The sequence below is a fragment of the Argonema antarcticum A004/B2 genome (assembly GCF_023333585.1).
GTDB lineage: Bacteria > Cyanobacteriota > Cyanobacteriia > Cyanobacteriales > Aerosakkonemataceae > Argonema > Argonema antarcticum.
On record NZ_JAIQZN010000009.1, the window covers coordinates 14,884 to 39,639 of the forward strand.

At 43.7% G+C, this 24,756-nt stretch carries 27 protein-coding genes and 1 pseudogene; 9 read left to right on the forward strand and 19 right to left on the reverse strand.

Annotated elements, in window-relative coordinates; translation table 11 throughout:
- Positions 1 to 60 precede the first annotated feature (60 nt).
- From LAY57_RS05855 to LAY57_RS05875, 5 genes are all read right to left on the reverse strand, one after another.
- Positions 61 to 585: a RidA family protein gene (locus LAY57_RS05855; RefSeq protein ID WP_249065390.1), complete on the reverse strand. Its 525-nt coding sequence runs from the start codon at positions 583 to 585 to the stop codon at positions 61 to 63.
- Positions 586 to 882: 297 nt separating this feature from the next.
- Positions 883 to 1,674, reverse strand: a complete 792-nt coding sequence (locus LAY57_RS05860) for a hypothetical protein (protein WP_249065391.1) — start codon at positions 1,672 to 1,674, stop codon at positions 883 to 885.
- Between the two features lie 200 nt (positions 1,675 to 1,874).
- The gene (locus LAY57_RS05865) at positions 1,875 to 2,921 is read right to left on the reverse strand and encodes a cysteine hydrolase family protein (RefSeq protein ID WP_249065392.1); all 1,047 of its coding nucleotides are present in this window, start codon (positions 2,919 to 2,921) and stop codon (positions 1,875 to 1,877) included.
- 36 nt (positions 2,922 to 2,957) lie between these two features.
- Positions 2,958 to 4,811 (reverse strand): hypothetical protein, encoded by a 1,854-nt coding sequence (locus LAY57_RS05870; protein ID WP_249065393.1) that lies wholly within the window; start codon positions 4,809 to 4,811, stop codon positions 2,958 to 2,960.
- Positions 4,812 to 4,877: 66 nt separating this feature from the next.
- On the reverse strand, positions 4,878 to 5,690 hold the full coding sequence (locus tag LAY57_RS05875; RefSeq protein WP_249065394.1) for a protein phosphatase 2C domain-containing protein: 813 nt from the start codon (positions 5,688 to 5,690) through the stop codon (positions 4,878 to 4,880).
- Between the two features lie 144 nt (positions 5,691 to 5,834).
- Between LAY57_RS05875 and LAY57_RS05880 the strand changes: the two genes are divergently transcribed.
- The gene (locus LAY57_RS05880) at positions 5,835 to 6,530 is read left to right on the forward strand and encodes an NUDIX hydrolase (protein WP_249065395.1); all 696 of its coding nucleotides are present in this window, start codon (positions 5,835 to 5,837) and stop codon (positions 6,528 to 6,530) included.
- Between the two features lie 102 nt (positions 6,531 to 6,632).
- Here LAY57_RS05880 and LAY57_RS05885 read toward each other — a convergent pair whose 3' ends face one another.
- Positions 6,633 to 8,141, reverse strand: a complete 1,509-nt coding sequence (locus tag LAY57_RS05885) for an ABC transporter permease subunit (protein WP_249065396.1) — start codon at positions 8,139 to 8,141, stop codon at positions 6,633 to 6,635.
- A gap of 47 nt (positions 8,142 to 8,188) precedes the next feature.
- Between LAY57_RS05885 and LAY57_RS05890 the strand changes: the two genes are divergently transcribed.
- The 4 genes from LAY57_RS05890 (at position 8,189) to LAY57_RS05905 (ending at position 10,464) form a co-directional block, all read left to right on the forward strand.
- The gene (locus LAY57_RS05890) at positions 8,189 to 8,944 is read left to right on the forward strand and encodes an amino acid ABC transporter ATP-binding protein (RefSeq protein WP_249065397.1); all 756 of its coding nucleotides are present in this window, start codon (positions 8,189 to 8,191) and stop codon (positions 8,942 to 8,944) included.
- Between the two features lie 173 nt (positions 8,945 to 9,117).
- Entirely contained in the window at positions 9,118 to 9,894 is a 777-nt protein-coding gene (locus LAY57_RS05895) for a GUN4 domain-containing protein (protein WP_275993650.1), read from the forward strand.
- Between the two features lie 127 nt (positions 9,895 to 10,021).
- Complete coding sequence (locus tag LAY57_RS05900; protein WP_249065398.1) at positions 10,022 to 10,210, forward strand: hypothetical protein; 189 nt, start codon at positions 10,022 to 10,024, stop codon at positions 10,208 to 10,210.
- Positions 10,210 to 10,464 (forward strand): hypothetical protein, encoded by a 255-nt coding sequence (locus LAY57_RS05905; protein ID WP_249065399.1) that lies wholly within the window; start codon positions 10,210 to 10,212, stop codon positions 10,462 to 10,464. Before LAY57_RS05900 ends, LAY57_RS05905 begins: the two co-directional genes overlap by 1 nt.
- A 103-nt stretch (positions 10,465 to 10,567) precedes the next feature.
- On the opposite strand, the gene LAY57_RS05910 is transcribed toward LAY57_RS05905, so the two are convergent.
- The 4 genes and pseudogenes from LAY57_RS05910 to LAY57_RS35730 form a co-directional block, all read right to left on the reverse strand.
- A complete protein-coding gene (locus tag LAY57_RS05910; RefSeq protein ID WP_249065400.1) occupies positions 10,568 to 10,897 on the reverse strand; it encodes a type II toxin-antitoxin system RelE family toxin in 330 nt (109 codons plus the stop codon).
- Positions 10,894 to 11,157, reverse strand: a complete 264-nt coding sequence (locus LAY57_RS05915; RefSeq protein WP_249065401.1) for a type II toxin-antitoxin system Phd/YefM family antitoxin — start codon at positions 11,155 to 11,157, stop codon at positions 10,894 to 10,896. Before LAY57_RS05915 ends, LAY57_RS05910 begins: the two co-directional genes overlap by 4 nt.
- A 105-nt stretch (positions 11,158 to 11,262) precedes the next feature.
- Entirely contained in the window at positions 11,263 to 11,667 is a 405-nt protein-coding gene (locus tag LAY57_RS35725; protein WP_338022364.1) for a glutathione S-transferase family protein, read from the reverse strand.
- Positions 11,647 to 11,754, reverse strand: a pseudogene (locus LAY57_RS35730) (glutathione S-transferase family protein); the annotation flags it as partial. The pseudogene LAY57_RS35730 and the gene LAY57_RS35725, both read right to left, overlap by 21 nt.
- Positions 11,755 to 11,833: 79 nt before the next feature.
- Between LAY57_RS35730 and LAY57_RS05925 the strand changes: the two are divergent.
- Both LAY57_RS05925 and LAY57_RS05930 read left to right on the forward strand, forming a co-directional pair.
- Positions 11,834 to 13,039, forward strand: coding sequence for an ISL3 family transposase (locus LAY57_RS05925; protein WP_249065403.1), 1,206 nt, complete (start codon positions 11,834 to 11,836; stop codon positions 13,037 to 13,039).
- A 139-nt stretch (positions 13,040 to 13,178) separates the two neighbouring features.
- Entirely contained in the window at positions 13,179 to 14,396 is a 1,218-nt protein-coding gene (locus LAY57_RS05930; RefSeq protein ID WP_249065404.1) for a TCR/Tet family MFS transporter, read from the forward strand.
- 243 nt (positions 14,397 to 14,639) lie between these two features.
- Here LAY57_RS05930 and LAY57_RS05935 read toward each other — a convergent pair whose 3' ends face one another.
- The 4 genes from LAY57_RS05935 to LAY57_RS05945 all read right to left on the reverse strand — a co-directional run bounded on the left by LAY57_RS05935 (position 14,640) and on the right by LAY57_RS05945 (position 16,902).
- Positions 14,640 to 15,299 (reverse strand): GIY-YIG nuclease family protein, encoded by a 660-nt coding sequence (locus tag LAY57_RS05935; RefSeq protein ID WP_249065405.1) that lies wholly within the window; start codon positions 15,297 to 15,299, stop codon positions 14,640 to 14,642.
- 175 nt (positions 15,300 to 15,474) lie between these two features.
- Positions 15,475 to 16,392 (reverse strand): alpha/beta fold hydrolase, encoded by a 918-nt coding sequence (locus LAY57_RS05940; RefSeq protein ID WP_249065406.1) that lies wholly within the window; start codon positions 16,390 to 16,392, stop codon positions 15,475 to 15,477.
- Positions 16,393 to 16,506: 114 nt separating this feature from the next.
- On the reverse strand, positions 16,507 to 16,626 hold the full coding sequence (locus tag LAY57_RS36420) for a Mut7-C RNAse domain-containing protein (RefSeq protein ID WP_420839067.1): 120 nt from the start codon (positions 16,624 to 16,626) through the stop codon (positions 16,507 to 16,509).
- A gap of 135 nt (positions 16,627 to 16,761) precedes the next feature.
- A complete protein-coding gene (locus LAY57_RS05945; RefSeq protein WP_249065407.1) occupies positions 16,762 to 16,902 on the reverse strand; it encodes a ubiquitin family protein in 141 nt (46 codons plus the stop codon).
- Positions 16,903 to 17,059: 157 nt separating this feature from the next.
- Between LAY57_RS05945 and LAY57_RS05950 the strand changes: the two genes are divergently transcribed.
- Entirely contained in the window at positions 17,060 to 18,160 is a 1,101-nt protein-coding gene (locus LAY57_RS05950) for a tRNA dihydrouridine synthase (RefSeq protein ID WP_249065408.1), read from the forward strand.
- A gap of 168 nt (positions 18,161 to 18,328) precedes the next feature.
- Here LAY57_RS05950 and LAY57_RS05955 read toward each other — a convergent pair whose 3' ends face one another.
- From LAY57_RS05955 to LAY57_RS05975, 5 genes are all read right to left on the reverse strand, one after another.
- Positions 18,329 to 19,672, reverse strand: coding sequence for a TldD/PmbA family protein (locus tag LAY57_RS05955; protein WP_249065409.1), 1,344 nt, complete (start codon positions 19,670 to 19,672; stop codon positions 18,329 to 18,331).
- Positions 19,673 to 19,722: 50 nt separating this feature from the next.
- A complete protein-coding gene (locus LAY57_RS05960) occupies positions 19,723 to 20,349 on the reverse strand; it encodes a PD-(D/E)XK nuclease family protein (protein WP_249065410.1) in 627 nt (208 codons plus the stop codon).
- 74 nt (positions 20,350 to 20,423) lie between these two features.
- Positions 20,424 to 21,911 (reverse strand): TldD/PmbA family protein, encoded by a 1,488-nt coding sequence (locus tag LAY57_RS05965; RefSeq protein WP_249065411.1) that lies wholly within the window; start codon positions 21,909 to 21,911, stop codon positions 20,424 to 20,426.
- Positions 21,912 to 22,144: 233 nt separating this feature from the next.
- Positions 22,145 to 22,669, reverse strand: coding sequence for a DM13 domain-containing protein (locus LAY57_RS05970; RefSeq protein WP_249065412.1), 525 nt, complete (start codon positions 22,667 to 22,669; stop codon positions 22,145 to 22,147).
- 560 nt (positions 22,670 to 23,229) lie between these two features.
- A complete protein-coding gene (locus LAY57_RS05975; RefSeq protein ID WP_249065413.1) occupies positions 23,230 to 23,469 on the reverse strand; it encodes a hypothetical protein in 240 nt (79 codons plus the stop codon).
- 15 nt (positions 23,470 to 23,484) lie between these two features.
- Between LAY57_RS05975 and LAY57_RS05980 the strand changes: the two genes are divergently transcribed.
- A complete protein-coding gene (locus tag LAY57_RS05980; protein WP_249065414.1) occupies positions 23,485 to 24,648 on the forward strand; it encodes a response regulator in 1,164 nt (387 codons plus the stop codon).
- Positions 24,649 to 24,756: the final 108 nt, after the last annotated feature.

Consider the following 24,756-nt stretch of genomic DNA (forward strand, 5'->3'; position numbering starts at 1 on the left):
ACCATGATTATACCGACAGGCGCAGCCGGTCAATTTAGGGATGAGATTTCTAGCGATCGATCACTTAGCCGCTACCACTTCGATTTCCACCAACCATCCTGGTCCCACTAATTGCGTAACTTGGGTACGAGTCCGCACAGGAATTTCAGGCTGTTTGCTGTTGCCAAAAAACTCTGCGTATGCTTCCTGAAACGCTCCGAAATCGGCTTTACCGTTGAGAGCGGGATCGCCCACCAGGTATCCATGCACCTTGATGACATCACTCATGGAGTAGCCGCGCTTTTTAAGAATTGACTCGATATTTTTGAGGATGTTTCTGGTTTGAGTCTTTGTGTCCCCATACGCTTTGGGCGTATTGGGATCGGCGTTGGGATCGATCGCAGGCGGAACCATGCCGCTCAGAAATAATAAGTCTTTATTACCAGGAACTGCAACAGATTCTAAAAATTGGTTGACATAAGGCGAACTAGGGTCAAGCCGATAGCGTATAATGTCTGCTGCATCTACTCGCCACGCGAAAGTTACCAATATTGCAACTATTCCCAAAATTAGCAGAATTGGCTTAACTCTGGTGATGTTGTTCATTAGATAAATTCCTTATTGATTCAAATCATGATATCAATCAGTTTGCCCGTAAACTGCCACGCCCTAACGGTACGATGGATTAATCGCATATTTTGTTACAAAATATGTAATGGAACTTAATAATTAAGAGGTGTCAAAAGCTCGATCTGTGCTAAAACAGAAAGTGGATTGGAGCGAAAAAATTATCTATATCTTTATTAATTAGGGGATTATATCCTGTCCGGTTGCATCGGTATTCTATGCCTGTTCATGGTTCATAGTTCATGAATCTTCGATGAACTATGAACCATGAACAATCTAAGGACTGCCAAAACCACCCAAAGCGGCTTGACTGAAACTTGCCGCGCCAACGCTAGCACGTACAGCAGATTGGGAAAAGATTTGAAAAGCCTGACGAATTTCGGAAGTGCTGTTACTTGGCGTCAGTATCCACTCATCCCGCAATCCCATTTCTTGAAACACTTTGCGGAAATTTGTGCTGCCATTGTCAATACCCATTGCTGCGATAATATGGTTTTCGGCCATCAGCATATCTTTAACAATGGAAGCAACATTTTTGGCAGTAGCTTTTGTAGAATGTTCGTCAGCACCATCGGTAATAATTAAAGTGATAGTGCGAACGGGAACGCCGTTATCGGCAAATTGCTGAGACTTAGCTAAAACAGTTCCCAACAACACAATAGTTTGGTCATATAAAGGTGTACCTTCGTTGGGTTGGTAGTTACCCGCATCCATTCTCACCGCTCGATCGATCGGACAGTAAGGATACAAAACATGACCGTTTAGATATCGATTGTGAGCTAAAATGTTGTCTCGCTGTTTGGAATTTTTGAGAGCGTCGAGTACAGCATTATGACCGTCTCGCACGGCTTGAGTATTGCCAGAATAAGCAATAGAACCGGAATCATCGGGCATGATGGTTAGGAGTACAACTTCGCTCGCCATTACATCATCTACACTCACTCCCAATCCTGCTTGGATTTGTGTACCGATGTCAATCACATTTAATGCTTGTAAGGATGCGGAGGAAAGCAATCCTTCTTCTTGAGCTGTTTGGAAAAGGTTGTTGAGGTTGGGTGTTTGAGTCATATTAATTGGGGAGGATGAGGATCGAGGAACCACAGATGAACACAGATCGCAGATGAAAGGACTGACGCACTATGAGGCTAGAAACCCGGTTTCTTAGTCGGTTGTTAGGTGTTCAACCCCCGATTTGGCATAGAAACCGGGTTTCTTTGCCATTCGTTCTAGATGAAAGAGAAATATCTGCGTTTATCTGCGGTTAATTTTCAAAGGGTAATGTCAGCCCAAGTTTCGATCGGCTGAGTTGATTTTACTATGTGCATTCCCGCATCAGCAAAGCGTTTGAAAGCTGCGTCTGCTGGATCTGTGAAGTCGATTACTCCCGGAACGACGACGGGTGAGGTGCAATCTTCTAACAGATAGACTTTCTTTGCCAAGTTGGGATCTTGTGCCACAATTTCGGTTAGCAAATCGTCAATTGTCCAGGCGACGCAATGACTTTTTGCTTGACCTGCAATAATGACAGCATCAAATTCCATTAATTTCTGAATGAAACGGGCGTTTTTTTGGGCGATCGGTCGTCCATCCGCACCTTCTAAAACTTCGGGACGCAAGACGGAATAGTTCTCTGTGAGGGGATTTCCGCCTTTGATTTCAAATCCAGTTTGGCTGTTGCGAGCGATCGCATGGAAAAATAGCGCTTCTTCGACAGATGAGACAAGGGCGTGACCAATTCCCCCCAACATGGCATGATAAGGCCAAATAATCAAGGGATATTTGCCGCCGTCGCTGAGTTTATCGACGTAATGCTCGGCGTGGCGCATCAATCCGAGGTAATTGCCAGCAGCTACGCTGTGTGCGATCGCAGGATTTACTTTCCAAACTCCTTTTTGCACATCATCTAAGGAGATAATTGTCATTGGCGCTGGGTGTTCCCCTGCATCATTCACCCAAAACAATGAATGAAAAATTTGCATCGCCGTGTGGGTGTCCATCGTCGGGTAAATCGCCGTTATTAAACCCAAGTTGCGATAGATAAATTCGCACAGCCGCACGTTATCATCAACCGCACCCGTACCGGAACGACCACCAACAAATAATTCAAATTTGGGAATGGAAAAGGTATTTTGGGCATCGATTACCATCAGACAAATGCGAGTTTTATCTTTGGCTGCGGGTGGAATGTTGTGCTTTTTCGCCCAAGCTTGAGCATCATTGGCACGTTCTTCGTACAAAACGCGCCACACTTCTCCAACTTTTTTGGCATCGAAGTGAGGAGGAATCGGTAATTGTTTGGTTGTTTGCGTACTCATAGTAATTTGGGATTGTAGATATCGAGAAAAGAAACTTCAGGTAATTTTCAGCATCAAAATTTGCTGAGATTTCACAACATACAGTCCTTGCTGACTCGCAAATAGGTGGCTATTAGCATCAACAAAAGGTTCTGTATCCGGGAATTCTTTAGTTTGGATAATTTGACCGTTTTGGGATGCAACGCGGACAATCCCATCATCCGTAGCCGCTAATAAAAAGTTACCAGCCGCAAATTTTCCGTGCAATGTAGAAAGCCAGGAATTATCTCCAGCTTTAGCCGCAGCAGTTCCTTCAATCGAACCATCGGAGCGAATAATGTAAACATGATTGATAGTTTGACCTTGTTCTTGAGTGGAAATAAAGAACCAGCAACGGTCAGCAGTACAAGTGCAATTAGCATCTATTAACTGTCCGGTAAATGAGGGAATTTTGACCGTATCGTTGATGCCGCGTTTGTTGGCATCGAAGACAAAAGCAACATTCAAATTACCCGCACGGTAGAAGCCAAAACCGAAGTGGGAACCAACCCAAAAGCGAGTTTGTTCGGCTAAGACATCGCCAATATATTCCGAACCTAACTGACCATTTCGCAATAATTGACCGCTATAAGTCCAGTAATGGTTAGTTTCATTTACATCAAAGGTTTCTACGGCTAAACGACTGGGAGATTTGCCGGGATTTAGGGTGATGACTTGTCCTTGTTTGCCGATTAAAGTAGATTTACCTTGGATGCGAAATTGCAAGTGAGGATCTAAGTTACCGCTGAGAATAACGGTATCGTCTTCGCGTTTAAATTTTCCTTTTTCATGGTATAGCCAACATAATTTATCTCCTTGTAATGCCGTAAATAAAATAATCCCTTCTGTGCTGAAAATTCGCGTGGCTGTGACTGTACCTCGAACGATCGCTTGTTTGGGAAGTGAAGATACTGGGATTGTTTGGCTACAGTTGGGACAGCTATTTCTGGCGTGTTCTGCGCCGCAGTTTTTGCAGGTTGTCCATTGCAGGTTATCGAGGAGCGATCGCGCAAATTCACCTCTCTTATCTTCTTCAAATACCTGATAAAAATAATGCAGCAATTCATCTGGTAAAACTTTGTAAGGTATCGCTGGTTTGGGATACTTTACCTCTGGATTAAATATGCTAATTCCTTGTAGCGATCGCGCTTCGTGAGGAATCCGTTTAGACGGGTCTTTCGGTCGGTAAACGCCGCCGTAAGGGTCAACAAATAGCAGACTTTGCATTAGCATTACGCTGTAAGCATACCAATCTGAATCGGTTGAATAAGTTTCAACTAAGATGGGTTTTGAAGATTGGCGATCGCACAGCAGCGGATCGACAAACCGAGTAGTAAAAACCCGACAGGGAAACGAGACAAATTGAAACGAGTCAGCATCAATTAAATAAGCTTCTTTCTCCTTAATTAAAACATTCAAATCGTTGAAATCGCCAACTACCACTCCAGCTTGATGAATAGTCGCAACAGTTGTGTGCAAATCCCTGAATATTTCTACAACAATTTGGTTGGCAATTCCCGATTGACGGAAAGTGCGATCGCTATATTTCAATAAAACTTCCGCACCAGCAACCATTTCCATTGTGTAGCCCAAAATTTTAATTCCCAGCGCATCATTTACCAACTCTTGCGGACAAATAACTCGCTTCGGCAAGTTGCTAGGAAACAGACGCAACTTAAACTGATGTTCGTCTAAGCGTTCTTGCGCTGTGCGTTGTTGCTGGGAGTTATTCTGATAATCGGAATGATCCGGTTGCTTAAATAACTTCAGTGCTTTACCATTGCCAATATCGTACACATCTGCTTCGCCGCCTTTGCCGATTGCTTTGTTAGGCTTGAGACGGATTTTTTTGTTCTTGATGTAGACATCCATTTGCTGAAAAGTCAGGTTTAAAGATTTTTAACCGCAGATGAACGCAGATAAATGCAAATTCTACATCTACGGATTTGAAAGAAGTTTTTTTCGTCGAATTACGAGTAAGGTTGTGTCATCTGGTAATAAGCCTCCTTGTTTGAGCAAGCTGCGTTCTTCCCAGTTGGGATAAGTTACTTCGCGGTTAATTAGGGATAACCTGCGTCGGATATTGTCAGAGTTCATAAAATAGCGGTCTTCTCTCCAAAATTGGCTAATTTCTCCCACCATTTCTGACTTTCCTGGCAAGTTGAGCGATTCTGATTTAATCAGACCCGAAACCCCATCTGTACCGATTAAAATCGATTTTACTTCACTAATAGGTAGAGTGCGATGTACTTGAAATTGCCAGTTTTGATTTACCTCATCTAAAATACCGTACCCTAGATAGGGTGGTGCATTGTTAGCATAAGGCCCCAACTGCACAACTTCACGGTTAATCGCAAATACTCCATCTCCTATGGCAAAGATAAACGCTCCTTCTGGTATTATTAATATTCCGACAACTGTAAACAGAAAATAATCATTTACGATGTCAGCTAAATTATCACCAAATCCTTGCGCGAAATTTCGCAACTGCATCAGCACTTTGGCGTGGATATCTTGCCAAAATCCTTCCCGATATGGCAAAGAACGGCGTATGGTTTCTACCAGCAACCTCGCCCCAATTTTTGCTCCCACTTCGCTGTGCTGACCGCTACCGCATCCATCGCAAACAACAGCAATTAAGTTCTTACCTTGTAAATTGATACTGTAATATCCATCTTGGTTGTTTTTGCCAAGCCGCTGATGTTCTGTACCTTTTACAGAACCAGCCGCTAATTCAAATTGCTCTTGCATGGCTGTTAGTGTTATCTATACACTAACTTAGTGTACAAAAAACACGATGTCAAGCCCTATAGTGTTTGGATCGGGCGAACCTACCCCCCTAACCCCCCTCCCTGCAAGGGAAGGAGGAAATGTCAATCCCCTTTACAAATTGAAATGTCTTATAGCTACGAATTCCCCAGACCCGCACTGACCGTGGATTGCGCGATTTTTGGTTTAGATAAAGAGTCGATGCAGCTTCAGCTGATGCTGATTCAGAGGAACCTTCCCCCCTTCCTGGGTATGTGGGCGCTACCGGGAGGGTTTGTCCGCCTCCAAGAATCGTTGGAAGAAGCCGCGAGGCGGGAATTGCGGGAAGAAACGGGCATAGATTCCGTATATTTGGAGCAATTGTACACTTTTGGGGATGTGGGGCGAGATCCGCGCGATCGCATCGTCACCGTCGCCTACTACGCACTGGTAAACTCGTGGGAACACTCCCTTAACGCCACCACAGACGCCAGCGACGCCGCTTGGTTTCCCGTCACCCAATTACCGCCATTAGCCTTTGACCATTCAAGCATTTTCGAGGTAGCTTTAACCCGATTGAAAGGCAAAGTTCGCTATCAGCCAATTGGATTTGAACTATTGCCCAAAAAATTTACCCTTACTCAGTTACAAAGGCTCTATGAAATTATCTTAGGAACCGAGCTAGATAAACGCAATTTTCGCAAAAAAATTATCAACATGAATTTGTTAGTCCAACTCGATGAAATCCAGAAAGATGTATCGCATCGAGCCGCCCGACTCTATCAATTTGACGAACAAAAATATCTCGAACTTAAACAAATGGGATTCAACTTTGAAATTTAAAATTGTAGTTCTGTAGTTCTGTTAGAATGATCTGAGATTACTATTAAACTTTAGCGCTAAAGCGCAACAACGTACCTGAAAATCAGCAATAACTTGATTCCCCTAACCCCCCTTCAAAGACTTATTAACCGGATTCATCCAACTTTCCAGAAAAGCAAAAGCACGCGATGATAGCAATGTCAATACCAAATAAATTATAGCAACAGTCGCAAAAATTTCAAAAGAACGATAATTATTTGCGATAATCAACCTTCCCTCTTGCAATAGCTCTTGATAACCGATTACCGATGCCAAGCTAGTATCTTTAAGCAAGGTGATAAACTCATTTGCTAGCGGTGGCAACATCCGCCGCAATGCTTGGGGAAAAATTACATAACGCATAGTTTCTACCGCTCCCAAACCCAGCGACTGGGCAGCTTCTGTTTGTCCTTTTTCAATAGATTGGATACCGGCGCGGACAATTTCAGCGATATAGGCGGCGCTATTGAGACTTAGGGCCAACACAGTTGCCGTAAAAGGGTTCAGACTGAATTTTATCCCAAATCCTTGCACTAGAGCAGGTATGCCAAAATAAATCATCAGAATCTGCACCAGCAAGGGTGTACCCCTGAAAAAGTCAATATACGCTGTGGTTGCCCAGCGCAATGGAGTTATTGATGAGAGGCGGGCAATCCCAATTAGCGAACCGCCAATCATTCCCAAAAATCCGCACAATATTGTTAGATATAGCGTTACTACTACGCCCTTCAACAAGTTGGGTAGAGCGTTTGAAATGATGGTAATAGTATTAATGGAGCTAGTGGCATTATCAATGGTTGTGGTTTCGGGTAGTTGTGGTGGTTGGGCGTTAAACCACTTGCGATAAATTTGTTCGTAGGTGCCATTGTTGAGGATGGTTGTCAGTCCTTTGTTGATGTCTTCTAAATTGGGAGAACCTTTAGGAGTAGGGATGCCATAGTATTCTTCAGTGAGTAATTGGGATGTAATTTTTAGTAGTTTCAGATTATTTTGTTTGATAGCATAGAGAGTTGCGGGAGCATCATTGATGACGGCATCCACATTACCGTTGAGCAATTCCTGAAGGGATAGAGGTGCGTTATCAAAAGTCCGAATTTTAGCGCCGGTAATTTTTTTAGCTTCTAAAGCGCCAGTTGTGCCGATTTGCACAGCTATGCGCTTGTTTTGCAGACTTTTTAAAGAAGTGATATCTTGGTTGTTAGCTTTAACGGCGATCGCTAATCCAGCTTTGAAATAAGGACGCGAAAAATCTACGGCTTTCTGACGTTCGGGGGTAATTGTCATTGCACTCACCGCAGCATCCACAGTTTTTGCCTGCAAAGCCGGGATCAGGCCATCAAATTGCATATTCTGAAATTGAACTTGGAAATCAGCGGCTTTACCAATTGCCTGGATCAAATCAATATCAAAACCTACTAACTCCCCGTTCTTACCCTGAAACTCAAAGGGCGGAAAAGTTGGCTCTGTGGCAAACTTAAGCGTTTTTTGGGCTTTGATAGGACTGGTAATGAAAAGGGAAAGGCATAAGATCGACAAACACAAGCTGAGAACCAAACCCCAGCCTAGCTTACGAGATTGAAATAATCTGTGCATTTGCGATACCTTAAAATAAGCTAAGTAGAAATATACTAAACTCAGTTATGCAGGATTATACCCCAGCGATCGCATTTGAGGGCGTTGAGAAAAATTTTGGTTCTCTTAAAGTTCTACAAGGAATTAGCGGCTCTATCAATCGCGGGGAAGTGGTGGCGGTGATTGGTTCGAGCGGTTGTGGGAAAAGTACGCTCCTTCGCTGTTTCAACCGCTTGGAAACGATTAACGGCGGGCGTTTGACGGTCAATGGGATGGATTTGTCCCATGCCAAAATTAGCCAAAACCAATTACGCAGATTGCGATCGCAAGTTGGGATGGTTTTTCAGCAGTTTAACTTGTTCCCTCATTTAAGCGTACTGGAAAATTTAACCTTGGCTCCGCGTCAGGTATTGGGGAAATCTCGCTCCCAAAGTGAGGAACAGGCGCGATTTTATTTGCAAAAGGTTGGTTTAGCCGAAAAAGCCGAAGTTTATCCAGAACAACTTTCTGGCGGACAAAAGCAACGAGTTGCGATCGCACGCAGTTTGTGCATCAACCCGCAGATCATGCTCTTTGACGAACCCACCAGCGCCCTCGATCCCGAATTAGTCGGGGAAGTGCTGCTAGCGATGCAGCAATTGGCTACTGAAGGAATGACGATGGTGGTGGTAACGCACGAAATGCAGTTTGCGCGGGATGTGGCGCATCGGGTCATATTTATGGATAAAGGGCAGGTGGCGGAAGAAGGGGCGGCAAGGCAGGTGATTACGGAGCCAAAGTGCGATCGATTGCGTGCTTTTCTGAGTAGGATGAATTTTGCATAGCACCGACACGGATTTTTTAATTCCAGGCGGGGACGCCTGCACCACAAATGTAAGGATAAATAAATGATTATTACGGCCAGGGATTAAAAGATCCTGTTGGTGAATTGATGAGCGGGGAAGTGTAAATAGAGTCAATAAGTTCGCTGTCTGCCCAACAGGGATATTATAATAGTATGAATCAGATTGTACCGTTTGCCAAAAAGGAAACTATGTATCAAGTTACATCTGAATACGCCAAAAATAACTTCAACGAAGTGATAGAACGCGCTGCTACCGAACCTGGAGGCGTTGTAATTGTTCGGGAAAATCAAAACTTTATCCTAATTAGCCAAGAAGAATTAGACGCATCTGTGAGAATTCCTCAACCTCAACCTGCGAAAATTCCACCTATTCCTCCTGCGGTCAATATTCCTTCTGCTTACCCAGATGATTTGAATTCTGATGTGGAGGTAGATTATGGGAAAATGCGGGATTTGTTAGCAGCAGGAAAGTGGAAAGAAGCAGATATAGAAACTGGGCTTGTTATGCTTAAAGCAGCCAGAAGAGAAAAAGAAGGCTGGCTTGATTCCAAATCTATCAAAAAGTTCCCTTGTGCTGACCTCCGCACGATCGACCAACTTTGGGTAAAATACAGCAAAGGGCGCTTTGGCTTTTCCGTACAAAAGCGCATCTGGCAAGAAGTGGGCGGCAAAGTAGACTTTAAAACAGAATGTCGCTTAGGCGATCGCGTAGGATGGCGTAAGAATGGCAAATGGCAAGAATACGATCGCCTCACCTTCTTCCTGAATGCCCCGTTGGGGCATCTCCCCTTCGTAGACCTATGGCGATTGGGCTTTATTCCCGCTAACGAGGGGGTGTGGAACTCTTTTTTGAGAGGTTATTATAGTGGTCGTTCACGAATGGAAGTATTCTCTTCTCTCGCGTCGAGACTTGTAAAATGTAACCTATAAAGGTTTCGGAAAATTATTAAGAATTGCCACAGAGGTAATTTCCACGAAGCTATGAGGATTCTGGCTTTCCAATACCCAATCGATTTTAGATTTTAGATTTTTACCTAGTTAGTTTCAGGGGTTAAAATTGTCTAAGAAAAAGTTTCGTAAGTCTGTTGAGAGTATTCGACAACAGATTATCAAACACCACCAAAAGATTGCGAATGAGCAGCAAAAACCAATTCCCGATGAAAACTTAATTCAATACTGGCGAAAAGAGATTGCCGGATTAGAAAAAAGTTTAGCAAGAGCAGAAAAACGATTGAGGCGCGGCTAATGATTTCCAAACTTGAAAAACCATTAAAAGTTAATTCTACTTTGTCAGTTTTGTTAAACGAATTAGCAGAAGAATGCGAAACAGTGCTGTTTCTGCTAACGCAGCTAAAATTACCTAATCTAACAGACGATCAAAAAGGCGATATTCTAGCCGAACTAACTGGCGCTGTCTCTCACTTGCACGTACATACGGAAGATTTACCCGATTTAATTGCGGATGAAATTGAAACATTACCAGATGAGAAAGAAGATTAAAAATGTCAGTTAAGTACAGAGATACCCGACTTCTTGGAGAAGTATTCGGGGAGTTCATGGTAGGTTCCACTCTATTTGGATCTTTGTGCGCTCGCATATGAGGCTACTCCCCTAGCAATCGCTCCATAATTGTATAAATATCCCTTTTATCACCCTCTTTTCGTCTGCCAACTCCTACTACCAAAACTACCACTCGCTCTTGCACAACTCTATAAATAATCCGGTAACGCTGACCGACAGCCCGCACGCTAAAATAACTTTGAAGCTGATCTACTAAAGGTTTACCTTGTTTGTCTGGCTCGGCTTTTAGTTTATCGATGCGATCGCTCAAAGCTTGCTGTTCGCGACGATCTTTCACCTCTGCCAACATTTCCAATGCTAAAGGAGTCAGTTCAATTGTGTATTCCGAATTGCTTGGGGGTGGACTTGTCATAGTCCTAATTTCCTTTTAGCTTCCTCCCAAGAAATCGTCTCTCCTCGTTCTGCTTGGGCTATACTTTCTTTCAGCCGATTTGCAAACTCAGAATCAGAAAGAATGTCAAGAGTTTCTAAAAGAGATGTCAGCTGCCCGTAGCTAATAACTGCCATCACAGGTTGACCGTTCTTGGTGACGATCGCGAGATCGTCGGTCAATTCCTCTGGCAACTCTGGCAGTTTTTCTTGTGCTTCACTAATAGTTAAATATTTAGCCATTTATTAATTTTAGCAAACTTTTGACTAAATAGCAATACTAGGGTAAGAAACCGGGTTTCTTCAGATGGGATGAAAGAAACCCGGTTTCTCAGATCGCACTCAGCTTTAACCCACAGGAACAGTCGATTTTACCGACTCCCGTTCGTGCAAACTCTTAAACCATTCTCCCAATTTCGGATAATGCTGTTGCCAATCTTCACCAAAGCGAAGATTGTAGTAACCAAGGGTAGACAATGCTGCAACATCTGCCACCGTCCAAATATTACCTAACAGATAATTCGATGCGGTTAATTGCCCATCCAAAGCCGGTAAAAGCCGATCGATCGCACCTTGGTATTTAGCGACATCTCCAGAATCTGCTCGATCGCCTTTGCGCTTTTGTAACCACAAAGCTACAATATTATCTGCCAAAGTATCTGCCAAATCTTCCCATTTCCGACATTCTAGGCGTTCTTTGCGATCGCTTGGATAAAAACTCGGCTCTGGATAAGTTTCGTCCAGATACTCCACAATCAAGGTAGAATCCCAAAGCGTGGTGCCATCTTTATCTACCAGCACAGGCACTTTGCCGATCGGAGAAACTTGCAGGAATTCCGGCTCTTCCGTACTTAGTGTGCTAAAATCTTAGACAATTGTCGCAAAAAGAGTCGAGTGGGAATCAATTATGAAAAGGGTAATGACAAAATTACTAAATTTACCTGGTGTGATAGTAGAAGATAGCAAAGAAACAAAAGAAACCTTAATATTATCTGTAAGAGTAGAGAAAAAAACAGCCTTTTGCCCCCGTTGTGGTCAGACTTCTCATCGCCTTCATCAAAATAAAAGCCATTTAGTAAGAGATTTACCTATGGGGGATAGAGAACTTATTCTAAGAGTAAATCGGCGACGATTTAAGTGTGAAAATTGCCAAAAACCTTTTAGCGAAACTTTGGATTTTGTAGGTAATAGAAAAAGTTTTACTTATAGATATGCCCAAGCGGTGACTGAGCAAGTTATTCATAGTGACGTGAGCAATGTAGCCAAAAATAATGGATTAACTGAAGAAGAAGTCTGGTCAATGGTAATAGCTGTAGCTAAAAAAATCCTGCCTGTTGATGTAGAAGATTTAAAAATATTAGGAATAGATGAAATTAGTTTAGTAAAAGGACAAGGAAAATTTATAGTAGTTTTAGTAGACTTATCAACACATAAGTTAGTAGGATTAGTATCATGTCGAACACAGTCAGAGATAGAAAAAGTGATGCAGCAATGGGGAGAAAAAGTATTATTTCAAATAGAAGAAGTAAGTATGGATATGACTGGTAACTATAAATCATTAGCACATAAAATTTGTCCAAATGCAGAAGTAACAGTGGACAGATTTCATCTGACAAAAATAGTTCATTCAGAGCTAAACCAAGCGAGAATTGACCAAAAGAAAACGGCAGAATCACTAAACACTAAGTCAAGGGCGAAACTCTTTAATAGCTTGAAAGGAAGTAAGTATACATTACTGAAAGCCGAGGATAAGTTATCTAATCAGCAAAAAGAAAAATTGAAACAAGTTAAAGAAGCTTCACCGAAAGTGGCAATTATGCACGACTTGAAAGAGGAATTCCATCTTTTATTTGAGTCAAGTAAAACTTTGGGAGAAGGCACATTAAAATTAATTGATTGGTTAAAGAAAGCTGAACCATATTACCGAAATAGTGTCTCAACGATTAAGCGTTGGTTCCCGGAGGTAGTAGGTTACTTTGAAAGAAGAATAACCAATGGGGTAGTAGAAGGCATTAATAACAAATTAAAATTGTTAAAACGTTGTGGATTTGGCTTTAAGAATTTTCATAATTTTGAGATAAGGGCTTTACTTCTCTGGCATTTTCCTGACAATTTAGCACACTAAGTACGGAAGAGCCAGGCGATCGCTGTGCGTAGTACAAAACTCTGGTCATAAACTTGTCTATTTGGTATCGAAATCAACAGTTTTAGAGTTTAGTCTATGCTGGTAAATACTACAATCCGTATGAATTGAAGAGATATTGATGATGAAATTGAAGCGCCCGCCCGGTCTTATTTTCGTTTTAATCACCTTGTTCATAGACGTGATGGGGGTTGGTCTTAGCGCTCCCATTCTTCCTAAACTGATTGCTGGATTTATCGGTGATGTTTCTACCGCTTCCTACTATTATGGGGCCGTCACGACTAGCTACGCCCTCATGCTATTTGTATTCTCGCCTATCCAGGGCGCTCTCTCCGATCGGTTTGGCCGCAAACCAGTACTGCTATTTTCCCTCTTTGGAACGGGGCTAACCTATATCGGCCTGACATTTGCCCCCACTCTGCCTTGGATATTCACCGCACAAATCCTTAATGGTCTTACTGGTGGCAGCGTCGCTGTTGTTTTTGCCTACATTGCAGACGTCAGCACCCCGGAAGAACGACCAAAAAATTTCGGCTTGGTGGGAGCCGTCCTTGCTTTGGGATGGGTCGTAGGGCCAGCTTTGGGCGGCTTGCTGGGCGCTTGGGGATTGCGTTTTCCTTTCGCAGTTGCAGCTATAATCACATTCCTGAATCTGCTGTATGGAATTTTAGTTGTATCGGAGTCTCACTCACCAGAACACCGCCGTTCCTTTTCTTGGTCTCGTGCTAACCCAGTTGCTTCTCTGGGGTTGTTGCGAAAAAATGCGATCGTCTTTGGTTTGGCAGCAATTATGTTGTGTACCGATATTGCTCTGCAATGTTTTATCAGTACTTGGGTGTTATTTACTACTTATAAGTTTGCATGGACAACTGTCCAAGCTGGACTGTCTCTGGCGTTGCTGGGAGTGATGACGGCGGCTGTCCAGGGAGGTTTGATCCGACCGCTAATTTCTCGCTTCGGTTCTAGAAAAATAATTATCGTAGGGCTAACTTTTAGCATGATTGGCTATCTCCTCTACGCTTTTGCCACTGCGGGATGGATGTTGTACTGGATTATTGTGCTGAATGGGTTTGATTTCACTGTTAAACCAACAGCTCAAGGATTGGTTTCCGCTCAAGTGAGTTCGCAAGAACAAGGCGCAATTCAAGGTGCTTTGTCTTCTCTGACGGCTTTGGCAAGTATTATCGGCCCGCTGCTAGCTACTAATTTGTTCGGTTACTTTACATCCGATCGGGCCTTAATTCGTTTACCGGAAATACCCTTCTTCTTAGGTGCTTTTCTGTTCGGTTTGGCGTTATGGTTAGCGATCGCAACTTTTTCTAAACGTAGGTTGGTTTGAGGAATGATATCGTCAAATTTTTTGTTGTTATCTTTGGTTAAATTTTTACCACAGATGAAGACAGATGAACACAGATGAACACAGATAAGATAAGAATAAGAACACGATTTTTTTAGGTGACCGATGCGTAAGGACATGATTTGCGATCGAAAATTTGTTGGGTTGATTTGTCGCTCAACCCAACCTACAATTTTAGGGATTGGGAATTGCTTATTTTAGATTGAATTAAAATCTAAAATCTGTTTACCGCGTTTCCTGTGTTTGAGTGTCGATCACACCACTCCAGTCATCGTTTTTAACTGCTTCTTCCAGGCGACGACGTTGCTCATCATCAGTTATATTAAGTTTTTCGGTTTCTGTTTTTAGTGTCGTATCCGCGATCGCTTTTCGCAATTTGAGTTTTTTCTCTTCGTAAGCTTGGCGTTCCGCTGCTGACATCGCCGCCTTTGCCACTTCACCGACTGTAGCAGCCCACATTTGGCTCATTTCGCCGTTTCCTGGGGGAATATAGTCAAGTTCGGATAGCCACGCATCCCGCAATTCTTCCATTGCTTCTCGCTTGGGAAATTTGAACGGTTGTACCCGCACGAGGGCACAAGTTTCTGCACCGTTTTGGGTAACATGACCTTTGAGGGATAGCAGTACGTTGCGCGAGTAACCGATGTACTGCGTCTCGCGATTGGCGGCTAGTACGGCGTACACGCCTGCGATTTTAGTGTTTTGGGTGCGATCGCACCAAATCTCCAACGGTAGCACTTGCGAACCATCACTCACCGTCTCAGGAGACGCCGTTACCGCCGTGACAGCGTGTTCCTCGTCCGAACTATACAAAAAACTGTGCAGTCCCTGATGTTCGACGGGTACATTTTGATGCTCAATTTGCAAATTATTCTCTGTTTCCACCAGTTTTTCTCCGCGCTCTAAAACCTACTCAAATCTAACTATAGCTAGGGGCTAGGGGCTAGGGGCTAGGGGCTAGGGTCAGAAGGGTCTAGGGGCTAGGGTTTCAGGAATTAAGAACGTCCTAACTGACTTTCATCGGTTGCTATATATTGCAAATGGGATCTTGGTGATGTCGTTAAACGGATGCCATCTCATTTATAAATGGTGTTATGGCATTTATAAATTCCGTCGGTTCTTCGTAAGGTAAAACATTTCTTCCCTTAATTTTTACCCCGCGACATGAAGGCAAACACGCCAAATAGTCAGCCAAACGTTCATCTGGAGTTTCTTTTTTTCCTGATCGACTGATACTGGATGCTGTCTCTCCCATCACTACTAAAGTTGGTTGGTAAATTTGCGCGATCGCATCTTGATAATCCTGTCGCCAAAACCCAGCCAAAAACGAAAACACAGCATAGCGACTGGCAGCATTTTTCGCACCCACTTTCAACATATCCAACCACTCACCATCCACTTTCTCATCCTCAGCAAAAAGTTGCCGAATTGAGAAATTACGCAAAAACTTGCGGCTTCTGGCATATTCAAAAAAAGCTCTCCCAAAGGGAGAATCAAAGATATTCCAATTTATTTTATGCCGCCGATCAGATGTGTTAGTATCGAGCAACCTCAAAGCTGGTGGCCCCGATAATACCAATCCCCGAATTAAATTAGATTCTTTCGCTAATTGCACTAATTCAACTGCTACAGGGAATAACGCGCCTTGCACTACTAAAACTACTGGTTTGTTTACCACATTTTGCAGAAAATAGTACAACTGTTTTGCCCAATCACTAGGATTATAAGCCACACGCGGCATATCGCTTTCACCGCATCCCAATAAATCGGGATTATAGATGGGATTGCGCTTGCCTGTAGCATACCATTGGCGACAGAATCGTTGCCAAAAATTTCCAGACAACCCAACACCGATCGGATGAATCAACAACAGGGGAATCCCATCATTACCGCTTGGGTTATAAACTTCGTAGGCGCAGCGATAATTCTTCCAAGTGTAAAACTGAGTTTGTGTATTTTCCGTTAAACCTGTTTGCATAGTTACCCCCTTCAAATTTGATGAAGCTGCTGCAATTGTTTTACTCCAGTTGCCGCTGCTGTTGTTATCTGAATTCAACCTATCGGTGAAAGGTGAATTTCAGTTATTATATCATCAGCCAAGTACTTGGTCAATAACTTGTCGCATTTTGTCATAATGAGAACCTTTCCAAAAGATTTGACTGCAATCTTTACAGCGATGGAATTCTATTATGCTTTCCGTGTCTTTCGGAATCCGGCCTGCTAATGTTCCTTCTGAACATTATTGTAGGGACACGGCATCATAAATATGTCGGTCATACAAAAGATTTAATTATGCCGTGTCCCTACAGGTTATGTGACACGAAAGAACCGAAAGCCGCTAACCTTCCTAAGTGAACATCAAGCACAATTCGATCGTGTCTTTGATTGAGGGTGACTCTGCAAAAACATGACTAAATCTGATATTTCTTCTATTGGATGGCAGAAAGAAATTCAGTTCGGCATGAAACGAAAAATTAACTGTTGGCATTGTTCGATTTGAGATTTTAGATTAACTGATGCTGAAGGCAGAATCTGGTAACGAGAAACTTGGATGCAGAGTATCCAGATAAATTGGGAGTGGAATATACTGATAGAATCAGCATCTTTTGAAGTTGTTATGCTTTTGTTCAAAAAATTACATTTTTATGCCTCTGCCCCTCTGCTCCTCTGCCCCTCTGCCCCTCTGCCCCTCCGCTCCTCTGCTTCCTGCTCGTCTCGATCCGGGACTTAATTTGACAGCGCTTGCTCCCATGCAGGATGTGACGGATTTGCACTTTATGAGCGCTCTGGCTAATTATGGCAGTCCCGATTATTTCTTTACTGAGTATTTTCGCGTCCATGTTAGTTCTGGTCTAGATAAAAATATCCTCAGATCGATTACAGAGAACTCCACCGGACGCCCGATCTTTGCTCAGATCATCGGTGAAAGTATTCTCGACCTAGTACGCACTGCTAAAGATTTGAGTGGCTACCCAGTCGCGGGAATCGACCTCAATATGGGATGTCCTGCTCCCAGAATTTACCGCAAAAATGTGGGTGGAGGGCTGTTGCGCGATCCTGAAAAAGTCAGCCAAATCCTTGGTGAATTGCGGGGGGCTGTTGATGGACTTTTGACAGTTAAAATGCGAATTGGCTTTGAAAATACCGCTAACTTCGATCGCATCCTCGACTTGATTAACCTGCACAACATCGATTTGCTGAGCTTGCACGGTCGTACTGTTAAGGAGATGTATCATAGCCCTGTGCATTACGATCTGATTGCCCATGCCGTACAGCGGGTTAATTGCCCGGTTTTAGCAAACGGTAACGTAACATCTGCCGCCAGCGCCGCAGCCGTCCTGGACACTACAGGAGCCGCAGGGGTGATGATCGGTCGCGCTGCGATCCGAAATCCCTGGATTTTTAAGCAAATCCGCCAATATCTGAGCGGTCAATCTGTGCAGATCGTTACTCTGGCTGAAGTTCGCGACTACATTGAGTTATTGCGTCGAACGATGACAGCGCCGACTGTACCGGAGCGTGCGCGTGTTAACAAGATGAAAATGTATCTAAACTTCATCGGTCAAGCTGTAGATGCCGCTGGAGGTTTCTTAAAGGATATGCGCCAATCCCAGACTGAAGCTGAACTATTCGGAATATGCGATCGCTATTTATTAAGCGGCCCAGACCAAGAATTTGCCTTGGAGCCTTATCCTGGACTTGTGGCTCGTCCTAGCTGCGAGACTGCCCACTCTGCATCCACATAAATCATATCGTGTCCGGTTGCATCGTTAGTACATGAGTGATGTCGTCAAATTGTCTGTTTTCATCGTTGGTTAAATTTTTACCACAGATGAAGACAGATGAACACAGATGAACACAGATAAGAAGAAGAACAGGAGTTTTTTAGATAAACGATGCTACCGGACATGATATCAAACGCTGTCGGTGATACTGCTAAAATTAAACTCCTTCACCCGCACACCTGGCACTACACTACTGCCAAAGCGTTGTACGGTACTAATAGCATCAACATCCCGCAACATTTCTGGTATACTTTGGTTGAAACGGAAGTTTTTAATCGGGTAACTAATCCGACCATCTTCTATCCAGAATGTACCATCGCGAGTCATGCCTGTTACCTCTAATGTTCGAGGATTGACATATTGCACGTACCAGGCACGACTTACCAAAATTGCTCGTTCTGTTTGGGCAATTAATTCGGCTAAACTTCGCTCTGTACCAGACATGACAAAGGGATACATTGCACCAGTTGGTTCTTGGGTTTTTTGTAATGCCCAATAGCGACTATAGGACAAAGTTTTAGTAGCACCATCTTTGATGATTTCTAAGTAGTTATTGCTCAAACCATCACCAAAGAAGGTGCCGCTTTGTAGCAGGGGATGCGCCGGATTTCGCTGCACCTGAATTAATGGGCTAAACATTGTTTCACCCAAACGGTTACCCGCCGGTTTACCTTTTTCATCGGTGCTAGACATGAACGATCGGCCCTCATCCGCCGCCCGCGCATCGAGATTCCAAATTACCCAACTTAGTAAATCAGCAAAAGCAGCTGCATCTAAGATTACTGGATATTTACCAGGACTCAGTTCGCGGGGTTGGCGAGAGCTAATTGCTTTTTCAATTAACTGCTCTGTTAAAGTTTCAATCGGCAAAGAATTGATAGCCCAAGCGGTGCGATTTCCCCAGGATGAACCGTCATCAATCCTAGCAGTAAAGCTAAAATCTGCTTCTGTTCCTTGATTGCAAGCCCGCAAACCTTTGGAGTTGCCGATCGCTATCAGGGAAGCTTCTGTACTCAGTGTACCGGAACCATCGACGCCAGTTGTTCCACTCAGAAGACACACCCGCTGGACAATTTTTCCTCTTTCTAAAGGTGAAAGATTTGCGGTAGTTTCATCAAAAGCTGGAGTGCGTTCTTCGTAGTTTTGCGGTTCTAAAAGTGGCACCCATTCTGGATCTTCGGGAGCAATTCTGGCTAGTTCTTCGGATCGACGGAGGGTAGATGCGATCGCATCTGCATCTAACTCTGTTGTGGAACTAGACGCGCTCTTTTTGCCGAAATAACTGGTGATATTTAGGTTAAATTTAGTGCGACTAATGTTCTGACTAATTTGATTTTCTGAAAAGCGACTAAGCGATTCCGAGTTATTGCTGAGACTGACAAATACTCCCTCTGCTTCAGATTGTTTAATCACTGAATCGATCAGGGATAATGCTCTGTCTTCGCCGATCAGATTTGATGCTGTTGCTATCATGGCTATTGGTAATTTTGGATTGACGATTTTTTAAGTGAGCGTTGTTTCTGCTAAGAAACTGTTTCACATAGACGCTTCAGGATTCGCAGAACATCATATAATTCATTTCCTGGGTTAAGAGTTACAAATGTCTTCGATAGACTATATTGCGGTCTTTCTCCTTTGATTAATTTGAGGAAGATAAAACTTCCTCCAGTCGTTATCATACCATAGCTGGGTTTTTCTGGGTGAGGATTGGCTAACATATAGGCAAGGATTTGGGCGCGTCCGGCTTCTATGGAAAAATCAAATTTTTTAGATTCGATAACCATTACCCAAAATTGGTCTTTTAGCACTAGAACATCTAGACTACCAGTAATGATAACACCTTCATCTTCTTCGGCAATGCTGACCGATTGTTCTGCTTTGACGTGAAAGGGAGCTAGATAAAAGTCACCGATAAATAAAATCGGGTCTAGCATTGACATTTTCACTACATTTTCGAGAACAGGTGGGTAGTTTAGTAGGTTAATGTAGCCTGCTTTGACTTTATCTAATTGTTGTTTTTCTAAGTCTGTGAGGTCGGGTAAATTCTCTTGCCACTCTCGAAAAAATTGCAGGTCTTCTACAAACTGAAGACTAAATTTGTCTATCAAGTCGCGGATGGTTATATTTTTAGCTTGGAATGTTTGAACCATTTTAAATTTCTCCGCTGTTGGTGGTAAATGAAAATAACTGACTACCCCCAATCCTTGGGGGTAACTGTGTCAATTTATGATGCTCCTCCAATATGGATATTTCTCACTCGTACTGGTACGCAAGCATGAGTCATCTGTGCTACCTGCATTGGCTCACCTTTACCACACATATTTGTACCGCATTGTTGACGCTCGGAAGCGGGGCCGATCGCATCAACGCTATTCCAAAAATCAGTAGTCATGGAGTGGTAAGTCACATCTTTTAACATTCCCACTACTTTGCCTTTTTCTACTTTCCAAAAGGCATCGCCGCCGAATTGGAAATTGCGTCTTTGTTGGTCGATCGAAAAACTGCCAATACCGTCAATTAAAATCCCTTCTTCGGTATCCGCAATCATCTGTTCCAAAGTAGCAGTATGTTTACCACCATCAGGACCCGGTTGTAATCCTAAATTGGGAATCCGCACCATCGGTACGCTAGACCAACTATCGGCGTAGGCGCAACCGTTGCTGCTGGGACGACCGAGGCGATAAGCTGTTTCGCGATCGGTGAGATAATCTACTAAGATGCCATCTTTGACGACGTACCAATCTTGCGCGGGAACGCCTTCATCATCGTAGGCTATTGTGCTGCGTCCTCCCGGTTGGGTGCGATCGCATTTAAAATTCACCCAAGGTGCAGCATACTGGAGTTTGCCCAATTTATCGGTAGTGGCAAAACTGGTTCCGGCAAAGTTAGATTCGTACCCATAAACTCGATCGAGTTCGGTAGGATGTCCGACAGATTCGTGGATGGTTAACCAGACATTTGTTGGTTTGAGAATAAGCGTGGTACGAATACCAGAAGGACTTTTTGGCGCGTGAACTTTTTCGATCGCTTCTTCTGCAACCCGATTTACTTGGTTTAGCAAATCTTGGGTATCAATATATTCGTAACCTTTATTGAGGGGATGACGTTCGTAATTGCGACTTTGTGCATCGCCGTTGGCAACAGCAGTGCAGCTAAATCCCGGATAGCTGCGATAGATTGTCTGTTGAATTAAAGAACCTTCTGTAGATGCAAAGGTTTTGTCTTCACGGGTGAATCGCAGAAAAGAATACGCTTTTTTAATGCCTTTGTCGCTATATTGAAGCAACTGGTCGTTGATTTTTAGCAACAGTTCGGCTTTCTCGATAATGGGTACAGTGAAAGGGTCAATTGCGATCGGAGTAATGTAGGTATCGCGGTAAGCTTCAACTGGTGCTAATTGTACCTTTGTTTGTTGGCTGAGGCGACTGGCTTTAGCGATTTCGATCGCCAAATCGACAATTCTTTCTACTTCCGCTGGCGTTTGGTTGTGACTGGCGGCGAAACCCCAAGCGCCATCCAGCAAGACGCGCACCCCAAACCCAGAACTAATATTGTCTGAAAGGTTTCCTAAAGAGCGATCGCGTGCTGTGAAGTTCTGAGAACGGTATGTGCAAAAGCGCACATCCCCGTACTCACAACCAGCACGGGTGATGCGATCGATCGCCAAGGTAGCTAAATCAGTGGTAGTGATGGAAGCAAGCGCCTGTGCCATAACAAGTCCTACGCTAGATCAAAAATCTATTCTAGCGATTGAGCAAGGCTACCAACTATCGCCGGGACAGTAGAACCCCACCCCCTTGCCCCCTCCCCTCCCCGCCACAGGGAGGGGAGTATTTCTCCCCCTCTCCGAGGTCGGAGAGGGGGTTAGGGGGGAGAGGTTTCTCCCGGCGATAATTGGTAGACGTGAGCAACTTGCAAATATTACGTGAAGTACACCGCTGTAAATTATCGAGTAGTAGCGTTCCTAGCACTACCAAGCATGGCATAACCAAAAGTTGCGTTAGCCATACGGCACCATATAGCCACAGATTTGAAGTTTGATATATTGATGGCAGCAGGAATTGGGTAGCGTTGTGTACCGCTGAATTTTTGTAATTTACCCAGATTCACATAAGTGCTTGGATCTTGATAGGACTGAGGCGGCTTATCAGCAGTTTCTAAGAGAACATGGAGATCGGGCCCTTGATCGCTTGTCCGAAAAGCCCCATCCAACTCTAAGTAGCGTCGCCCATTTTCTCTGACAATTCGAGCTGTTCCAGTGGTAGGTTTTTCTGCTGCAACAAAAGTGCCAGACATCATAACTGCTGACATATTTTGGGCCATAGCATCTTTAGTAAGCGTTAAGTTTGCCCCCGGATTCATTGCATTAGAAGATGGATTTCCCGATACTCGCGCTGCATACCCCGAAATTGAGAAAGCGGAGGCTAAAAAAGAAGTAGCGCCTAGTAATACCAATTGTTTGAATTTCATCGATTTTAACTCCTCAAGACAATTTTTGCCTTGCGATATGTAGGTTTTTGATTTGGCTTTAAAAGTATTGTTGCTCAATAACTTTGGTTTAAAATGATTTTGAACTGATAATTTTGCTAAAAAATGCTGAGATTTCCCTGAGAAATTCAACGAATTTGCCAAAATATATCAATTCTGGGATGATGGGAAACCCTTAACGTGCGGTACGGGAGGGTTTAGCCGATCGTCATTGGTGCTTTCCCGATCGCCAGCAATCAAAACCCGCCCAAAAGATGATATTTTTTACAGGGAAATTCCTAAGTAACTTTTCGGGATTCAATTATACACATCAAACATAGCTCAGTATATTTACGGCTTTCACAGCCGTTGGTATAGCTAGGGACTAGGGGCTAGGGGCTAGGGGCTAGGGAAGAGGGAAGAGGGAAGAGGGAAGAGGTTACTCCGTAAGGGATTATGGACTTCATGTAACAGTTGGAGTTGGCTTAATCGCCCTGGCGGTTGCTATATGATTGTGACTGTAGCAATTTTGTGTTTAAATTAAAGTAACTATTGCAATTTGTTCAAAATTTTTGACGCCCAAACCTGAAAGTATAATGCAATACAGCATGGTGGGCTGTCAAACAGGAAGCGGGTGCATCTACCTTCGGTGACCAGACGATCGGCAAGTCAAGCGTGAAGCTAGCTTCAGAAGCTAACCAACAAATACTGCGAAATTTGTCTGATGCAGCCGGATCTTGGGAGAAGATTAAATGGCCGATCGATCTTAGGCGCAAGTGTCTGCGATCGAATCGTGCAGTCAATTTAAAGTCAGATTTATGCAGAATCGCCCGCCCCGCATTCTACTGGTAGATGACGAGCCGAATAACATTCGCTTATTAGAAGCGTTATTGCAGTCAGAAGACTACATAACTTTGGCTGCGTCTTCTGGAGTCGAAGCACTGGCAATTGCCAACGCATCGCCGCCGGACATCATCTTGCTGGATATTATGATGCCGGAGATGGATGGCTTTGAGGTATGCAAGCAACTGCGAGCCGATCCGAAGTGCCAAACATTACCCGTGATTTTCCTGACAGCTTTGGATGATGACCATTCCAGGCTGCGAGGATTGGAGTTGATGGGAGATGACTATTTGACGAAGCCGATCAAAAGTCAGTTGCTGCTAACGAAAATCGCTAGCATTTGGCGGCTTCAACAAATGCGATCGCAACAAATTCAGCAACAAGTTAGCGAAGAACTCAGGGAAAAAAACAAACTGCAACTCTGCGCTGCTTGGAACATTAATCAAGCGCTTTCAGAAAAATTGCGGCTGTTTGTGCCAGATCAATATCTCCGCCGCATTGCGCCCAGCGGTGTCGAATCTATTCAGTTAGGTAATGCTAAAGAAGAAGAAATTTCTGTTTTATTCGGGGATATTCGTGGGTTTACTACTATTTCAGAATCCCAGTCAGCTAGCGAAACTTTTAATTGGTTAAATGCTTTCTTTACGCAGATGAACTCTTGCATCATCGCCCACAACGGTTTTATTGATAAATACCTGGGTGATGCGCTAATGGCCGTTTTCGATCGCAGCGGACACCACGCGCAGGATGCCTTAAGTGCGGCGGTGATGATGCAAGAAAGTTTGAGCGAGTTTAATGGCGGACGCGATCGCTACAATCTAACTCAACCGCTCAAAATCGGCATTGGCATTCACTCAGGAAAGGCTGTGATTGGTGCGTTGGGTGCCGACTCGCGTCTAGACTCGACGGTAATAGGAGATGTGGTAAATACAGCGGCGCGATTGGAAGAATTGACAAAACATTACAATTGTGGTATCATTACCAGCGAAGCATCAATCGCTCAATTAAATCAACCAGAATTATTTCATCTGCGCTGGATCGATCGCGTCGTTCCGAGAGGCAAACAACAAGCGCAAGACATCTACGAAGTGCTGGGAACCGCAACACAGCCGCTTAACGTTGCGCGAGTCCTAACTTAGGGATTTCCTACTCTCTTGAGCCACTCTCCCGTTTTCTAAACGCCCCTTGTGGGCGAAACAAATCTGAAATCTGAAATTTGCAATTATAGCAACCGATGAAAGGCGGTT

Bases quoted from the DNA above. Each gene is read 5' to 3' on its own strand.
- LAY57_RS05905 (WP_249065399.1), top strand. From the start codon at position 10,210: ATGATTTCCAAACTTGAAAAACCATTAAAAGTTAATTCTACTTTGTCA.
- LAY57_RS05930 (WP_249065404.1), top strand. From the start codon at position 13,179: ATGATGAAATTGAAGCGCCCGCCCGGTCTTATTTTCGTTTTAATCACC.
- LAY57_RS05875 (WP_249065394.1), bottom strand. From the start codon at position 5,690: ATGCAAGAGCAATTTGAATTAGCGGCTGGTTCTGTAAAAGGTACAGAA.
- LAY57_RS05955 (WP_249065409.1), bottom strand. From the start codon at position 19,672: ATGATAGCAACAGCATCAAATCTGATCGGCGAAGACAGAGCATTATCC.
- LAY57_RS05895 (WP_275993650.1), top strand. From the start codon at position 9,118: ATGAATCAGATTGTACCGTTTGCCAAAAAGGAAACTATGTATCAAGTT.
- LAY57_RS05855 (WP_249065390.1), bottom strand. From the start codon at position 585: ATGAACAACATCACCAGAGTTAAGCCAATTCTGCTAATTTTGGGAATA.
- LAY57_RS05940 (WP_249065406.1), bottom strand. From the start codon at position 16,392: ATGCAAACAGGTTTAACGGAAAATACACAAACTCAGTTTTACACTTGG.
- LAY57_RS05860 (WP_249065391.1), bottom strand. From the start codon at position 1,674: ATGACTCAAACACCCAACCTCAACAACCTTTTCCAAACAGCTCAAGAA.
- LAY57_RS05945 (WP_249065407.1), bottom strand. From the start codon at position 16,902: ATGCCAACAGTTAATTTTTCGTTTCATGCCGAACTGAATTTCTTTCTG.
- LAY57_RS05950 (WP_249065408.1), top strand. From the start codon at position 17,060: ATGCCTCTGCCCCTCTGCTCCTCTGCCCCTCTGCCCCTCTGCCCCTCC.
- LAY57_RS05865 (WP_249065392.1), bottom strand. From the start codon at position 2,921: ATGAGTACGCAAACAACCAAACAATTACCGATTCCTCCTCACTTCGAT.
- LAY57_RS05965 (WP_249065411.1), bottom strand. From the start codon at position 21,911: ATGGCACAGGCGCTTGCTTCCATCACTACCACTGATTTAGCTACCTTG.
- LAY57_RS05890 (WP_249065397.1), top strand. From the start codon at position 8,189: ATGCAGGATTATACCCCAGCGATCGCATTTGAGGGCGTTGAGAAAAAT.
- LAY57_RS05880 (WP_249065395.1), top strand. From the start codon at position 5,835: ATGTCTTATAGCTACGAATTCCCCAGACCCGCACTGACCGTGGATTGC.
- LAY57_RS05970 (WP_249065412.1), bottom strand. From the start codon at position 22,669: ATGAAATTCAAACAATTGGTATTACTAGGCGCTACTTCTTTTTTAGCC.
- LAY57_RS05960 (WP_249065410.1), bottom strand. From the start codon at position 20,349: ATGGTTCAAACATTCCAAGCTAAAAATATAACCATCCGCGACTTGATA.
- LAY57_RS05870 (WP_249065393.1), bottom strand. From the start codon at position 4,811: ATGGATGTCTACATCAAGAACAAAAAAATCCGTCTCAAGCCTAACAAA.
- LAY57_RS05885 (WP_249065396.1), bottom strand. From the start codon at position 8,141: ATGCACAGATTATTTCAATCTCGTAAGCTAGGCTGGGGTTTGGTTCTC.
- LAY57_RS05915 (WP_249065401.1), bottom strand. From the start codon at position 11,157: ATGGCTAAATATTTAACTATTAGTGAAGCACAAGAAAAACTGCCAGAG.
- LAY57_RS05980 (WP_249065414.1), top strand. From the start codon at position 23,485: ATGCAGAATCGCCCGCCCCGCATTCTACTGGTAGATGACGAGCCGAAT.
- LAY57_RS05910 (WP_249065400.1), bottom strand. From the start codon at position 10,897: ATGACAAGTCCACCCCCAAGCAATTCGGAATACACAATTGAACTGACT.
- LAY57_RS05925 (WP_249065403.1), top strand. From the start codon at position 11,834: ATGACAAAATTACTAAATTTACCTGGTGTGATAGTAGAAGATAGCAAA.